The 15616-nt window shown below is 62.8% G+C and carries 9 protein-coding genes; 4 read left to right on the top strand and 5 right to left on the bottom strand.

The genetic code is table 11. The annotated features are described in order from the left end of the window. Window positions 1-109: 109 nt before the first annotated feature. Window positions 110-859 carry a TrmH family RNA methyltransferase gene (locus D0T11_RS18935; protein WP_119657379.1) on the bottom strand — a complete coding sequence of 250 codons (750 nt, stop codon included), beginning with the start codon at window positions 857-859 and terminating at the stop codon, window positions 110-112. On the opposite strand from D0T11_RS18935, the gene tamL reads away from it, so the two are divergent. Together tamL and D0T11_RS18945 are read left to right on the top strand one after the other, a co-directional pair. Further along, window positions 850-3492: a translocation and assembly module lipoprotein TamL gene (gene tamL / locus D0T11_RS18940; protein WP_147374730.1), complete on the top strand. Its 2643-nt coding sequence runs from the start codon at window positions 850-852 to the stop codon at window positions 3490-3492. The two genes, D0T11_RS18935 and tamL, sit on opposite strands and share 10 nt — an antisense overlap. 458 nt (window positions 3493-3950) lie before the next feature. After that, entirely contained in the window at window positions 3951-7289 is a 3339-nt protein-coding gene (locus D0T11_RS18945; RefSeq protein ID WP_119657381.1) for a T9SS type A sorting domain-containing protein, read from the top strand. 385 nt (window positions 7290-7674) lie between these two features. On the opposite strand, the gene D0T11_RS18950 is transcribed toward D0T11_RS18945, so the two are convergent. Beyond that, the gene (locus tag D0T11_RS18950) at window positions 7675-9852 is read right to left on the bottom strand and encodes an alpha-ketoacid dehydrogenase subunit alpha/beta (RefSeq protein WP_119657382.1); all 2178 of its coding nucleotides are present in this window, start codon (window positions 9850-9852) and stop codon (window positions 7675-7677) included. A gap of 201 nt (window positions 9853-10053) precedes the next feature. Here D0T11_RS18950 and D0T11_RS18955 point away from each other — a divergent pair, with 201 nt between their 5' ends. Continuing rightward, entirely contained in the window at window positions 10054-10590 is a 537-nt protein-coding gene (locus tag D0T11_RS18955; RefSeq protein ID WP_119657383.1) for a GNAT family N-acetyltransferase, read from the top strand. Window positions 10591-10640: 50 nt separating this feature from the next. On the opposite strand, the gene D0T11_RS18960 is transcribed toward D0T11_RS18955, so the two are convergent. Together D0T11_RS18960 and D0T11_RS18965 are read right to left on the bottom strand one after the other, a co-directional pair. After that, on the bottom strand, window positions 10641-11225 hold the full coding sequence (locus D0T11_RS18960; RefSeq protein ID WP_119657384.1) for a hypothetical protein: 585 nt from the start codon (window positions 11223-11225) through the stop codon (window positions 10641-10643). A gap of 102 nt (window positions 11226-11327) precedes the next feature. Next, window positions 11328-12452 carry an MBL fold metallo-hydrolase gene (locus D0T11_RS18965; protein WP_119657385.1) on the bottom strand — a complete coding sequence of 375 codons (1125 nt, stop codon included), beginning with the start codon at window positions 12450-12452 and terminating at the stop codon, window positions 11328-11330. A gap of 215 nt (window positions 12453-12667) precedes the next feature. Here D0T11_RS18965 and katG point away from each other — a divergent pair, with 215 nt between their 5' ends. After that, window positions 12668-14965, top strand: coding sequence for a catalase/peroxidase HPI (katG, locus tag D0T11_RS18970; protein ID WP_119657386.1), 2298 nt, complete (start codon window positions 12668-12670; stop codon window positions 14963-14965). A 228-nt stretch (window positions 14966-15193) separates the two neighbouring features. Here katG and D0T11_RS18975 read toward each other — a convergent pair whose 3' ends face one another. Continuing rightward, on the bottom strand, window positions 15194-15493 hold the full coding sequence (locus D0T11_RS18975; RefSeq protein ID WP_119657387.1) for an outer membrane beta-barrel protein: 300 nt from the start codon (window positions 15491-15493) through the stop codon (window positions 15194-15196). Window positions 15494-15616: the final 123 nt, after the last annotated feature.

A 15616-nucleotide genomic window follows, 5' to 3' on the forward strand; every position in this document is an offset into this window, starting at 1 on the left:
GGTGAAATGGTGAGGTGAAATGGTGAGGTGGTGAAATAGGGAGTTGATGTTCTGCTGGCGCAGCTTGCACAAGCAGAACATCAACTCCCTATTTCACCACCTCACCATTTCACTGTTCGTTCCGGTAGAAGTTATCGAGCAGAATGGCGGCCGACACGGCTACGTTCAGGCTTTCGGCCTGGCCGCGGCCGGGGATGTGCAGGCGCTGGGTGAGGCAGGCCTCGACGGGCGGCGTGAGGCCGTGGCTTTCGGAGCCCATAATGAGCACGCCGGTGGGTTGGAGCGTGAGCCGGTGCACGTTGTCGCCGTGCAGATCGGCCCCGTAGACGGGCAACCCGGCGGGCAGCGTGGCCAGCCACTCGGGCAGATTGCGCTGCCAGACGGGCACGCGGGTAAACGAGCCCATGGTAGCGACGACCGTTTTGGGAGCCCAGGGGTCGGCGCAGGTGTCGGAGCAGACCACCCCGGCCAGCCCGTACCAGTCGGCCAGCCGGATGAGGGTGCCCACGTTGCCGGGGTCGCGCACGTCGTCGAGGGCCAGCAGCAGCTGATTGGCAACGGGATGCAGGGCTGTTTCGGCGGGCAGGCGGGCAATGGCCAGGGCCGTGTTGTTGGTGCTCAGCGAGCTGAGGCGGGTCAGCTCGCCCTCGGAAACCAGGTCGAGGGGCAGGCCGGCGGGCAGCTCGGCGGCAATTTTCTCGGCGAATTCGGGCGTCGCTATCAGCCGTTCCGTTAGAATCCCGGAACTTAGCAGTTCCCGCACGCTTTTGCCGCCCTCCACCAGGAAGGCCTCGTGCCGGCTTCGGTACTTCTTCAGGTGCAGCGCGTGCACGTATTTCGCTACTGCTTTTGAAACCATATTCGCAGATGAACGGCCAGCCCTTTCGGGTTCTTTTTTCGGATAAATTAACGGTGCGCCTGGCCGTGGGCGGCCTGCTGCTGGCCGGGAGCCTGGGCAGCTGCTCGCCCCTGCGCCTGCTCAGGCCGGGCCAGCGCCTGCTAAGCCAGGTGCGGATTGCGGGCGAACAAAAAGCCGATGCCGAGCGCCTCCAGACGCTGGTGCAGCAGAAGCCCAACAGCACGTTTCCGCTCCCAAAGGTAGCCATCTACCAGTTAGGGCGCTTCTTTTATAACGAGGAGCGCATCCGAGGCAAGCTGGAGGACGACCGCACCCGGTTCAGCCAGCTTATCAAACAGGCCGGCACCGACTCGGCCCGGGTGGGCCAGCTGCTCACCAAGCGCGAGCGGCACGTGCGCCGCCACCAGCTGGCCCTCGACAGGGGCAACGCCATCATGCGCCTGGGCGAGCCGCCGGTCATCTACGACTCCTCGCTCACGGCCACTTCGGTGGAGCAGCTGGGCATTTTTCTCAAGTCGAAGGGTTTTTTCCGCAGCTCCGTCGCGGCCACCGATACCGTACCCACGCGGCGGTTCGCCCCCCTGCGCCTTTTCGCATTGCAGTCGCCGTTCCGTACCGATTCGCAGCGGGTTACGGTCACCTACCACATTCACGAGGGACCGGCCTTTCACTACTCCCAGCTCGATTACGATATTGCCGATACCACCGTGGCCCGGCGGGTGCTGGCCAGCCAGCCCCAGAGCCTGCTGCGCGTGGGCGACCGGTACGACGAAGAAGTAGTTGGCAACGAGCGGGCGCGCATTGAAAACCTGCTCAAAAACCAGGGATTCTACGATTTTCGCCAGCAGTATGTCACCCTGGAGGCCGATACCAGCTTCGTGCCCGCCACCGTGCGCCTGCGTACGCTCATCGCCGATCCGCCCCGGGGCAACCAGCACCGCCTCTACACCATTCGCCACGTCAACTTCATCACCGATGCCGGCATCGTGCGCTTCGGCCGGGAGCGCGATACGCTGGTCCGCGACTCGGTGTACTACCTGTCCTACCGGCACCGCTTCGGTACCAAAACCCTGGACCGCAAGCTGGAGGTGCGCCCCGGCGACGCGTACAGTCTGCTCAATACCCAGCTCACCCAGCGGCAGCTGGCCAGCCTGGATATGTTCCGCTTCAGCACCGTCACGTACCGGCGCGTGCGCGGCCCTGAAGCCGCCCGGGACTCAGCCCGGGGCCTGCTCGATGCCACCATAAATGCCTCCCCGGCCAAGAAATTCCAGGAAACCGTGGAAGGCGGCGCTACCTACGTGGCCGAGCTGGTGGGGCCGTTTGCCAACCTGCGCCTGAAGGTGCGCAACGTGTTCGGCGGGGCCGAGCTGCTCGAGTTTGGGGTGCGCGCCGGTTTTGAAGGCCAGTACGATATTACGGGCAACAACAACGAGCGGGGCAGCACCACGCTCAACAGCCAGCTCACTACCCAGCTCGGGGCCAACGTGAACCTGGTATTGCCGCAGTTTCTGGTACCCTGGCGGCCCAACCGCTACCTCACCCGGTACAACCCGCGCACCCGCCTCAATGCCTCTTACACCTACGTGCAGCGCCCCGATTACACGCGCACCAACGTGGAGGGCACCTTCGACTACCTCTGGCAGCGCTCGGCCTTCCACCAGTACGTGTTCACGCCCCTCGACGTGAGCATTATCCGGACGGCCGACCTGAGTGCCCGCTTCGATTCCATCCTCCAGAACCTGCGCTTCCAGCAGGGCTCCCCGCTCTACCGCAGCTTCGATAACCTGTTCATCCCCAGCCTCAACGTCACGTCCCTCTTTAATTCCAACGATTTCAACGAAACCCGCGACGCGAAGTATCTGCGCCTGTTCGTGGAAGTGGGTGGGCTCACGCGGCGGCTCTACCAGCAGCAGCCCCTCGTCAGCTACACCAACGACCTGAAAAACAACAAGCTCAAAATCTATGATTTCGGCAAGATAACGGCCGACTACCGGCGCTACTACAAGCTCACGCCCCGCACCTACTTCGTGTACCGTCTGGCCGGCGGCCTGGCCACGGCCCTGACCAGCACCAACATTACCTCCGTGGCCAAAGATGGCTCGCGCAGCACCGAAACGGCCTACCTGGTGCCCTACGACAAGTACCTGTTCGCGGGGGGCAGCTCCAGCGTACGGGCCTGGAAGCCGCGCCGCCTCGGCCTGGGCTCCTACACCCAGTACAAGTACGACCCCAACGACCCGTCTCAGTTCTTGCGCATTAACGGCAGCCTGGTGCGCGACTACAACCTGGAGCAGCCCGGCGAGGTGCTGCTGGAGGGCAACGTGGAGTACCGCTTTCCGCTCTACAGCTTCATCAACGGAGCCTTGTTTACCGACGTGGGCAACGTGTGGGCCCTGCGCCCCAATGCCCAGCAGCCGGGAGCCCAGTTCAAGGTCAACGAGTTTTACCGGCAGCTGGCGGTGGGCTCCGGCTTCGGCTTCCGCTTCGACTTCACCTTCCTGATCCTGCGCCTCGACGTAGCCACCAAAGTGTACGACCCCACCGCACCGGGCAGCAAGTGGGCCATCCGCAAGTTCAGCTTCCGCGAAGACCAGACGGCCTTCAACCTGGGCATCGGCTACCCGTTCTAACCCCCGCAACCGAAGCCGGCCGGGCCGGTTTTACCGCTTCTCAGGCCCCCGTTTGCCAGCGCCCGCTGGTGAGCGGGGGCTTTGCATTTAGCCCGGATCAGAAAAAGCCAACTATCTGTATGCTACGCCATAATGCCGAACCCCATAAGACAATTACCACGCCTATGTACCGACACAAATAATCCAGTTCCCCGGTTTGACAACCTGGTAATACATTTCTTTTTTTGATTTGATTTATTCCCATAAAGCTCCTTTTAAAATATAATAAACAGGTTAATTTATAAGATTATGGAATCTTTATATACCTTTGCCTGCCCTTACTCAACCGGGAATCCCCCTTCTATCGTGCGGTTTTAGTTCTATTCCCGACCGATTCTGCTCTTCCTGCCGCTATTTCATTCCTGCCCCCGCCCTCCTGCGGGTGGCCGGAATCAGACTTCCTTTCCTTTCTTTTTTTCATGAAAAAATTATTACGCCTCGGGGCGCTGCTACTGCTGTGCGTCCCCGCGCATACTATCCGGGCCGAAGGCTCCCGCGAACTCACACCCAACACGAGCGGCACCACGGCCAACCTGACGCTGGCCACCAACACCCGGGCCGGCTACCTGACCCACGATTTCAACAACATCGTGGCCGGTCAGTACCAGTCGCAGGGCTTTTTGAAGCCCAGCAGCTGGAGCGGCGGCACGAACCGCCCCTTCAGCGCCGACTACCGGCTGCGGGTGCGCCTGAAGGCGGGTGAGACCCTCTTCTACGGGGTGCATCGCATCGCCAGCGCGGCGGGCAGCGGCAACCAGAATGACCTGATCCTGACGCTTAAATACAACTCCGGCGCGACCGAAACCCAGGCGCAGAGCACTACGCTGGCCCGCAATACGGGTTCCAGCCGCCAAACGGAGTTGCTAGCCGCCCCGGGGGTTATCACCAACGCGGCCCAGGTGCAGGCAGGGCCGCAGGTTACGGGTACGGCGTCGGCCAGCACCGGCTACAACCCGCTGATCTACACCAACAATACCGGCGCAGACCGGGACTTCTGGGTGGAATTCACGCAGGTGGGCGAGGGCGCGATGAGTCAGGGCCAGAAAGTATCCCAGTATGATTTCTGGGATTTCACAGTCCGCTCCAACGCGGGCGCTACGGGACAGGAGCTGCGGGGCCGCCTGCGCAGTAAGTTCTGGTCCTTCTCAACGGATAGTTTCACGAACCTGCTGTCGGCCACCTTCAGTCTGTATCCGCTGGTGGAAAGCGTGCGCCAGCCCGGCAGATATTACGTGAAGGAGGTGGAGCTGGCCGGCATGAACCCCTACGCCTTCTACTTTGTGAGCAACGCCAACGGCACCAGCCAGACTGGCTCCTTCGCCAATGCGCGCAAGAGCCAGACCAGCGAGCAAACCTACCCCGAGTACGACAACTTCGTTAACGACCCCGACCCGGCCCTCTGGCCCAGTGCGCCGCTCCCCGTGTTCAGCCGCACGGTGCAGCCGTTTTGCAACCCGCTTACCGGCCGCGGATCGGCGGCTTTCACTACGCTCAGCGAAGAAGCCGGCTCCACTTCGGTGCTCATCGATATCAACAACAACGGCGTGCAGGATGGCAACGACGTGGTGATTGAGCAGACGGTAGCGGCCAACGTACCGGCCACCGTTTTCTGGAATGGCCTCGACAACGCCAACACCCCCGTGGCCGCCGGCACCACGTTGCGCCTGACCTTCGTCAGTAATGGAGCCCCCGTTAACTTTCCCCTCTTCGACGTGGAAGGCAACACCGACGGCGTACGGGTGCAGAACGTGCGGCCCTCGCAGGGCAACAACCGCTTCTTCGACCGCCTCTACTGGGACGACCGGAACCTGCCCACTGCGGCGAACCGCTTCCCGGCCACCCGCCCCGCCCCCGATTTGAGCAACTACCGCCCCGACGGCGTTATTTCGGAAACGGGCGTTCACCGCTGGTCGGGGGCCAACACCAACCAGGGCGGCGACAACTACACGGTCAATACGTGGACTTACGGCTTTATTTCGGCCGCCGCCGAGCAGGTGTACACCTTTGATTTCAACTGCGACTTTGACAAGGACGGCATCCCCGACAAAGACGACATCGATGATGACAACGACGGCATTCTGGATGTGGTGGAAATGTACGGCCTCAACCCCCAGACCCAGACGGCCAACGGCGTGGCGACTACCAACGGCGATGGGGTGCTGATTTACCTGGATGCGGCCTACGTGCACCCGGTACTGGGGGCCTTCCGCGACCTGAATGCCGACGGCATCAACGATATCTTTGATACCGACGGCGACGGGATACCCAACAATTTCGACCTGGACGCCGACGGTGACGGGCTGCCTGATGCCTTCGAGGCGAACGGCAACCGGAACCCGTCCGCCAGCTTCTCGCAAGCTGTCAACGGCGGCTCGAAAACCAGTGCCTACAACCCCGCACGCGCACAGTTTATGGCCGCCGCCACCGCCACCGCTCCTTCCAGCGTGGGCGCCAATGGCCTGCCCGATGCCATTAAAGGCACTATTTCCTACAAAAACAACGGTACAGTAAGCACCGAAAACGGGGTCAGCCAGTACGTGCTGGGGGATCAGGATAACGACCGGCGAACGGCGAACTCCCAGACGGTTCGCAATTATAATTTCCTCGACCTCGACTCGGATAACGACGGGATTACGGACGAGATTGAAGCGCAGCCCACGGCCACCTACATCACCCGCAAAGGGCAGGCAAACTTCACCACGGATGCCAACAAGAACGGCATCCGCGACGCTTACGAAGGCGCCGGAGCCCTTACAGCCGTCGTAAACACGGATAATGCCGGGCAGGTGGACATGTTCGACGCCGACTCCGACGGCGACAATGCGGGCCATGCCAACCAGCCCATCTACCAGCACACGGCCGACTGGACCGAGGGCTTCGACACCAATAAAAACGGTACCGCCGGCGAGGAGCTGCTGGCCAAAGCCCGGGCCTTCGCCCTGGCCAACCCCGCCAAAGCCAGCTACTACGTGGTAACCACCAACGGCACGGGCTACGGCGGCACCACCCAGTCGGGCTTCCTGCAGGACAGCGACGCGGACGGCATCCCGAACTTTGCCGACCTGGACAGCCCCTACTACCACGACGACAACTTCAACGGCCTGGTCGATCTGCACGACCCGGCGTTCGGGGGCCAGCCGTCGCTGATGCCGATGAATGCCGATAACTCCGAGGCTATTTTCCGGACTAACGCCACGGCCGTCCCCCTGCCCGTGACGCTGCTCGGCTTCCAGGCTCAGGCCGCCAGCCGCGACGCCCTGCTCACCTGGGCCACGGCCCAGGAGCTGAACAACGCCAGCTTCGTGGTGGAACGCTCCGCCGATGGGGTAGCGTTTGCCGCCATAGCCACCCTGCCCGGGCGCGGCACCAGCACCCAGCGTACCGACTACCGCCACCTGGACCGCAACGCCGGTGCCCGGGCCGGAGTCCGCTACTACCGCCTGCGCCAGAACGATACCGACGGCAAGCTGGCCTACTCCAGCATCCGGACCGTGACCTTCGACGGCACGAGCACTCCAGGCCCGGCCGGGCTCTTCCCCAACCCCACCCCGGCCGCTACTACCCTCGACCTCACGCTGCTGCCCGTCGGCTCCTACCGCGTAGAAATCCTGAGCGCCGATGGCCGCACCGTAGCCGAACTATCGGCTACCGGCGGCGAGCTGAACCCGCTCGGCACCCAGGCCCTGGCCAAGGGCCTGTACCTGGTCCGCATCAGCGGCCCCGACGTGCGGCAAACCCTGAAACTGGTGAAGGAATAACGGCTCCTTCGCTTCTCCCCTCAAAAAGGCCTTCCGCGCGGAAGGCCTTTTTTGTGTGCTGCTCTGCCCGCCGTGGTCCCCGAAAACCGGGCAGGCAGCGGTACGGTGCTAGCCAACCGGCGCGGTCGTATGACGCAGCCAGCGGGGGGTATGGTACAGAACAGGCATGGTACAATTATAATTGTACCATGCCTGTTCTGTACCATACCCCCCCAACGAATCCGGCACTTTACCCTAGCAATCAAATAGCCCCTGACGTATGCACGCCAAGGGCTATTTGAATAGTGAATCTAAAAATTACCTCCTTTCCTTTTCGGAGAGGGGGCTAGGGGATGAGGCGCAACGCCAGAACGAAATGGCTGCGTAACATCAGGTACTCATTGCCTCAATACCCCAGCAGCTCGGCCAGGGCGGTGGCTACTTTATCGGGGTTGGGCAGCATTTGCTTTTCCAGCTCCACGTTGAGGGCAATGGCGGGCAGGTTGGCGGCTCCGAGGGTGAACACGGGCGCGTCGAGCTGGCGGAAGCAGTGGCGCTGGATGCGGCCGGCCAGGCTCTCGGCGAAGGAGTTCAGCAGCGGCTCCTCGGTGAGCACCAGAGCCTTGCCGTGGCGGCGCACGGCCGCCTGCACGGCGTCCCAGTCGAGGGGATTGAGGGTGCGCAGGTCCAGGATTTCGACCTGGCCGGGGAACTGCCGGCTGGCCGTGCGGGTCCAGTGCACGCCCATGCCGTAGGTGATAACGACGCAGGTTTCGCCGCCTGCCAGCTTCTGCTCATCGGCGGCCTGGAAGATGTTGGCCTGGCCCAGCGGGATGACGTAGCCGGCGGCCGGCTCAGTGGTTTTGGCCTCCTCGGTGCCGGACACCTTGCTCCAGTACAGCCCCTTGTGCTCCAGCAGCACCACGGGGTTGGGGTCGAGGAAGGCGGCCCGCAGCAGGCCCTTCATGTCAGCCGCGTTGCTGGGGTACACCACCTTGATGCCCCGGATGGTGAGCAGCGTGCTTTCGATGGAGCCCGAGTGGTAGGGCCCGCCCCCGCCGTAGGCCCCGATGGGCACCCGAATCAGGCTCTGCACCGGGAACTGCCCGTTGCTCAGGTAGCACGACTTGCTGAGCTCCTCCACCAACTGGTTGAGGCCAGGCCAGATGTAGTCGGCAAACTGGATTTCAACAATGGGCTTGGCCCCCACGGCGCTCATGCCGGCCGTGCTGCCAATAATGTAGGCCTCCTGGATGGGCGTGTTGAACACGCGAGTGTCGCCGTACTTTTTGGCCAGCAGCGCGGCCTCGCGGAACACGCCGCCCAGCTCGCCGCCCACGTCCTGGCCGTAGAACAGGGCCTCGGGGAACTCCTGCAGAATGTCGTCCACGGCGTGCAGGGCGGCGTCCACCATCAGGGCCTTTTCGGCCCCGGCAGGAGCCCGCTCACCGGTTTCCTGGGTTACGGCCGGCGGGGCAAACTCGTGGTCGGCAAAGGTGGCCGGGTCGGGGTTGGGGGCGGCCAGGGCGCGCGCGTAGTCGGTTTGCACGGTGGCGCGGGCTTCGTCGGCCAGCTCTTGCAGTTCGGTTTCAGTGAAGTCTAATCCCAGTAGCTGCTCGTGGAAGCGGGGCAGCGGGTCCTGGAGGGTGTGCTGGGCCAGGTCGTCGCCGCGGTACCACTCGCGGCGCACGCCGCTGGTGTGGTGGCCCAGCAGGGGGCATTTGGCGTGCACGAGCACCGGCCCACGGCGCTGGCGCACGTACTCGGCGGCCTCCTGCATGGTGGCGTAGCTGGCCAGGAAATCGGCCCCGTCGGTTTGCAACCGGTGCAACCCTTTGAAGCCGGCGGCAAACTCGTAGGCGTTCATCGTGCGCATCTCCCGGCCGGTAGCCGAGATACCCCAGTCGTTGTCCTGGACCAGGTAAATGATGGGCAGCTGGTGCAGCACGGCCATTTGCAGGGCCTCGCTCACCTCGCCCTCGGTCATGGCCCCGTCGCCAATCGAGCAGATGACCAGGGGGTTGCTGCTGTGCTCATTCGTCGGCACCGAGCTATACAAACCGGGTACCGGCTGGCCGCTCTCGTAGGAGTCGCGGGGGTCAGCCTGCCGCAGGCCCACGTGCTGGCTTTCCAGGTACTTGATGCCCTGGGCCACGCCGGTGGCCGGAATGGCCTGCATGCCGGTAGCCGAGCTCTGGTGGGGAATGGTAGCGAAACCGGCCCGCCGCAGCGAAGGATGCGAGTAGTACGTGCGGCCGCCCGAAAACGGGTCGTCGCGCTTGGCCATGAGCTGGAGCATGAGCTCGTAGGGCGTCAGGCCCATACCGAGCAGCATGGAGTCGTCGCGGTAGTAGGGCGCGGCGTAGTCGTGGGGGCCGAGGCAGGTGGCGGCGGCCAGCTGAATGGCCTCGTGGCCCCGGGCGGTGGCGTGCACGTATTTGGCCGTTACGGCCTTGTTTTCTTCGTAGAGGCGGGCCAGCTCGTCGCTGGTGCGCAGCAGGCGGTAGGCGCGGCGCAGCAATTCGGGCGAAGCGTGGGTGGCAGGCATATCGATTTCCGGGGCGGGAGCGGTTTCGAAGGTCATGGGCGGGGGTTGGGTGCTGGGGCGAAGTTACGAAAGGTGAAATGGCGAGCTGGTGAAATGGTGGGTTTGCCGTTTTGGCGGCCCAACTTGCGCCCTCCCTCCCGGTTGATCACCGGCGCCAGCCGCATCGGCCGCGCCGCCAGCACCGGCCGCGCCAGCCGGACAGCAACTCCCCATCTCCCCACCTCACTATTTCACCTCATGCTCCGCTTTGCCCCCGCCACTGCCGCCGACGTGCCCGCCCTCAACCGCCTTGTCAACCGCGCCTACCGGGGCGAAGCCTCGGCCCAGGGATGGACCACCGAAGCAGCCCTGCTCGCCGGCCAGCGCACCGACGAGGCCGACCTACGCGACCAACTCGAAAAGCCCGGCGCGCAGTTTCTGCTGGCCCGCCAAGCCGCCGACGGCATGTTGGTGGGCAGTGTGTTTCTGCAAGTCCAGGGTCCGGAGCTCTACCTGGGCATGCTCTCCGTGGAGCCCACGCTGCAAGCCGGCGGCATCGGCCGGCAATTGGTGCAGGCCGCCGAAAGCCACGCCCGCGCCCACGGCTGCACCGCCGTGCGCATGACCGTCATTTCCGTCCGCGCCGAGCTGCTGGCCTGGTACGAGCGCCTGGGCTACCAACTCACCCCCGAAACCGTCCCCTTCCCCACCGACACCCGTTTCGGCGTGCCGCTGCAATCCGCGCCGCTGGTATTGCAGGTGCTGCGGAAGGCCATGAGTAGGACTGGGAATTAGCTTCCCGAACCAAAAGCAGAAGTTGAATTCGAAAGTAGACTTACTTGTTGCTACTGCTTCTGCAATTCAATTTTTACCATGCCCCGGCTCAGGCCCCGCCACAGCATGGTTTGTTCGCCAGCCAGCATCTCCAACGTAAAATTATCGTTGATAAAACCGATATCCTCCAAATACGTCCTTCCTGCATCAGGTGGGTAAGAACCGGGGGCTAGGTTGAATTGAAGGAGAAAAAAAGCGTGCGGGCCTTGGCCATTCACCACTCTGTCAGGGGAAGCCAGCGGAGCAAATCGAACCGGGTATTCCTTCCCCTGAAAGGTTAAGTCGCCCTCAAAATCCGGGTATTGCGGGTTCGGCAGGCTGGAGGCTGGAACCTTGGCGGGCCGGATGGTCAGCACCGCAAAATTCTGAAATACGGTGTCGCGGCGGATACCGATTTCTGCCTGACCGGCATTAAGCCGTTGGGCCTGCACGTGTACCCGGCCCAACTTCCAGGTTCCTGTCAACTGCGGGACCAGTTGGGCCATTATCGCCTGGCTGACTTTGTCGTAATCGAGTTTGGGGGCCACTTTTTCACTGCTGCATTGCCCGAATAGCAGCCCCGCTGCTAACAGCAGGCTTGTACCAATAATTTTCATCTGAATAGCTGTTTTTTACGCACCAGAGGCATACTTATGAGTAAGCCAATTAAAGGCTGAAAGATAGTTTAGATAGCCGGTTATCTAAAAACAATCCGGCCGCTACTCCCACCAGCGGGCCTGGGGCAGCGGGCGGCCGTCGAGCGTGACGGGCTGGCCCAGCTCGGGCGTGGTGATGGGCTGGCCGAGGCGGGCGGCTTCGGCGGTGGCGCGCTTTACCGGCTCGTCCCAGGGGTGGTTGGCCTCGGTGAAAGCGCCCCAGTGCACCGGCAGCATCACGGCGGCGCGCACGTCGCGGGCGGCCTGCACGCTCTGCTCGGGCCGCATGTGGATGTCGGCCCAGTGCGGGTCGTACTGGCCGCATTCCAGCAGGGCCAGATCGAAGGGGCCGTGCTGGCGGCCGATGGCGGCGAAGTGCGGGCCGTAGCCCCCGTCGCCGCTGTAAAAGGCCCGGCGGGTGGCCGATTTCACCACCCAGCTGCTCCAGGAAGTGGCGTTGCGGTTGGTGAGCCCGCGGCCCGAAAAGTGTCGCGCCGGGGTGCTCACGATGGTCAGGCCCGCCACCTGCACCGAGTCGTTCCAGTCCAGCTCCCGGATGCGGGCCGTGTCCACGCCCCAGGCCCGCAGGTGGGCGGCAATGCCCAGCGGCACTATAAACAGGCGGGTTTTGGTGCGCAGCTGCCGGATGGTTTCGTAGTCGAGGTGGTCATAGTGGTCGTGGGAGATGAGCACGGCCGCAAGGGGCGGCAGCTGGGCGGCGAAAATGGGCACCCGGGGGTTGTAGCGCTTGGGCGTCACCCAACTCAGCGGCCCCATCTCCTGGCCCAGCATGGGGTCGAGCAGGATGTTCTGCCCCCCGATTTCGAGCAGGCTGGCCGAATGCCCGAACCAGGTTACGCGCAGCAGCTCGGGCGTTTTTTGGGTGATGCTCAGCGAATCGAGCAGGCGCATGGGCAGCGGACCGGGCGGATTTTTGCCGGGCGTTTTCTTGAACACGAACTCCCACAGCACCTGGGCCATGCTGCTGCCGGTCATCAGCGCCGTCGGCATCTGGTTCTGAAACTTGCCCTTACTATAGTGGCCGCTGCGGGCGTAGCGGGCCTTTTCGGCCCTGGTGGGCGTGCCGCCAAACTGCGGACTCAGACCGGCAAAGGCAGCCCCGGCCAGCAGCAGCAGCCCGATAAACCCGACGATTAGCCAGGCAGTACGTTTCGTTTTCTTGCGCATATGAAGTAGGAAATCCTATCCTGCAACAAGCCCCATTCGGGGCCGGATGTTGCGGGCGTTTGCTGTTCGGGCCTTGGTTTTCGGGTGCAATGCCGGCCTTGCCGGCCCCGGGCAAGCACAACATTACCCCGCGTTCTGCGGTTTAACAATGCCGCAGCCAGGGCGCCGCGCCACTGCCGGCCGCCCCGCAATCAACCTTCTAACCTTACCCGTATATGCTCGAAATAGCCAACGACAAAACCAACACCGACTCGTTCGAAATGACCGGCAAATGCCCCTTCGGCGGCGACCGGATAGCCGGCGCGACGGGCACGCCGCCCGCCCTCTCCGACTGGTACCCCGACCGCCTGAAGGTGGAAATGCTGCACAGCAACGGCCCGAGCGCCAATCCGCTGGGCGAAGATTTCAACTACGCCGAGGCCTTCAACGCCCTCGATCTGGAGGCGCTCAAGCAGGAAATAAAGGGCTTTCTGACCACTTCGGTGGATTGGTGGCCTTCCGATTACAACAACTACGGCCCGCAGATGATCCGGATGGCCTGGCACTCGGCCGGCACCTACCGCATTGCCGACGGCCGCGGCGGGGCCGGCGAGGCGCTCCAGCGCTTCGCCCCCATCAACAGCTGGTGGGACAACGGCAACACCGATAAGTCGCGCCGCCTGATAGCGCCCATCAAGCAGAAATACGGCAGCGCCCTCTCGTGGGCTGATTTGATTGTGCTGACCGGCAACTGCGCCCTGGAAATCATGGGCTTCCCGACCTACGGTTTCGCCGGCGGCCGCCACGATGCCTGGGAGGCCGACGTAAGCACCTATTGGGGTCCCGAGGTGATTCACGACCTCAAGAAAGCCGACTCGTTCGATAGCATGGTGATGCGCGACAAGCGCTGGCGCGGCAAAAACGGCGACGCCGATTACGACCTCGAAAACCCGCTGGCCGCCACCCACCAGTCGCTGATTTACGTGAACCCCGAGGGCCCCTACGGCGACGGCGACGCGCTGGGCTCGGCGCGCGACATCCGCGTATCGTTCTCGCGTATGGCCATGAACAACGAAGAAACCGTGGCCCTGATTGCCGGCGGCCACGCTTTCGGCAAAAGCCACGGCATGGTGAAGCCCGACCGGATCGGCGCGCCGCCCGAAATTGCGCCCATAGAGGCTATGGGCATGGGCTGGCACAACCCCCAGGGCAAGGGCCACTCGGAAGACACGATGACCAACGGCATTGAGGGCAGCTGGACGCCCAACCCCACCCAGTGGGACAACGACTACCTCATCAACCTGTTCAAGTTTGAATGGGAGCAGACCAAGAGCCCGGCCGGCGCTTTGCAGTGGACGCCCGTGGACAAGAACGCGCCCAAGACGCCCGATGCGCACATCGAAGGGAAGATGAACGACCTGATGATGATGACCACCGACATTGCCCTGAAGGTGGACCCCGAGTACCGGGCGGTCTGCGAGAAATTCCTGAACGATTTCGACGCCTTCACCCAGGCCTTTTCCAAGGCCTGGTACAAGCTCACCCACCGCGACATGGGCCCCCGGGAGCGGTACCTCGGCCCCGAAAAGCGCAACCAGAACGACCTGCTCTGGCAGGACCCCATCCCGCTGGCCGATTACGACCTGATTGACGCGGCCGACATCACGGCCCTCAAAGAGTCGATTATGGCTACCGATAGTTCGGTGTCCGACCTCGTGTACACCGCCTTCTCATCGGCCGTTACGCACCGTAGCAGCGACAAGCGCGGCGGGGCCAACGGCGCCCGCCTCGCACTGGCGCCGCAGAAAGACTGGGACATCAACCAGCGCACGGTGCCGGTAGTGGCAGCCCTGCGCAAGCTGATGGAGGAGTTTAACGGCCAGCAGCAAGGCAACAAGCAAGTGTCGCTGGCCGACCTGCTGGTGCTGGGCGGATGCGCCGCGCTCGAAAAAGCGGCGGCTGATGCGGGCTTTACCACGGCTGTACCCTTCACCCCGGGCCGCCGCGACACCACCCAGGAGCTGACCGACATCGAGATGTTTACCTGGCTGAAACCGGTGGCCGACGGCTTCCGCAACTACCTGGACCAGGATTTCGCGGCCGTTTCGCAGGGCGTGGCTCCCGAGGAAATGTTCCTCGACAAGGCCCAGCTGCTTTCGCTCACCTCGCCCGAGTGGGTGGCTCTGACCGGCGGCCTGAAGGCGATGAACGCCAACCACGACAACTCCAAGCACGGCGTGTTCACCGACCGCGTGGGCGTGCTCACCAACGACTTCTTCACGGTGCTCACCAGCATGGATTTCGAGTGGAAAAAGGCTGATACCCAGGGCATGATGTTCGCCCTCGAAGACCGCAAAACCGGCCAGCAGCGCTTTACGGCCACCCGCTCCGACCTCATCTTCGGCTCGAACAGCCAGTTGCGGGCCGTGGCAGAAGTGTACGCCGGCAGCGACGGCCAGAAGCGCTTCGTGAAAGCCTTTGTGAAAGCCTGGGACAAGGTGATGATGCTCGACCGCTACGACGTGAAAGTCTGAGGCGGCTGTCACGCATGCGTCAGGCTCGTCGCGCGAACCCGAGGAGAGCGAAGCTAAAAGCTATTTGAGTTACGCTCCCGAATGATCAGACCGGCATAGCTCTATGGTTCCTATACCAACGACCTACCTGAGCATGAGGCAGGATATGAGTCGGCCGACCCGATAAAGGAGCGAAAATCGGCAGCTGCACGTGTGCTCCCACAGGCAGCTGCCGATTTTCGCTCTTTTCTATTGCGCTCTTTCCAGTTCGCTTTTGCTGGCATTCTCGCGCGCTTTCTTCTTGGCAATGCTTGCGTCGCCGAGCTTATACGTAAACGAAAATCTCAGTATTCTAGAATCGCCTCTGCGCTTGAAGGAGAAGTCTTGATTGGTGTAATAAACAGCAGCCTGCCCCCTCTCCGTGTAAAGTATATCCGACAGGCTAACGCCTAATACGGCTTGCTCTTTAAGCACTTTCATGGTTACGCCGGCATTGGCAGCATAGTAGGGTACGGTCAGGTATTGTACTACTCCCCAAAAACTGGACAGTTTAGGAGGCGTTTGTTAAGCAAATGGGTGGGGGGCTGAAGGTAGGGTTTTGAGCGAATATTTGCGCAGGTGTTTGGCCCTTCAGGCCTTGGTGAGGCCGCTGATGGTTGTAGTAGCTGAAGT

The sequence above is a fragment of the Hymenobacter rubripertinctus genome, from assembly GCF_003583925.1.
In the GTDB taxonomy this organism is placed as follows: Bacteria; Bacteroidota; Bacteroidia; order Cytophagales; family Hymenobacteraceae; genus Hymenobacter; species Hymenobacter rubripertinctus.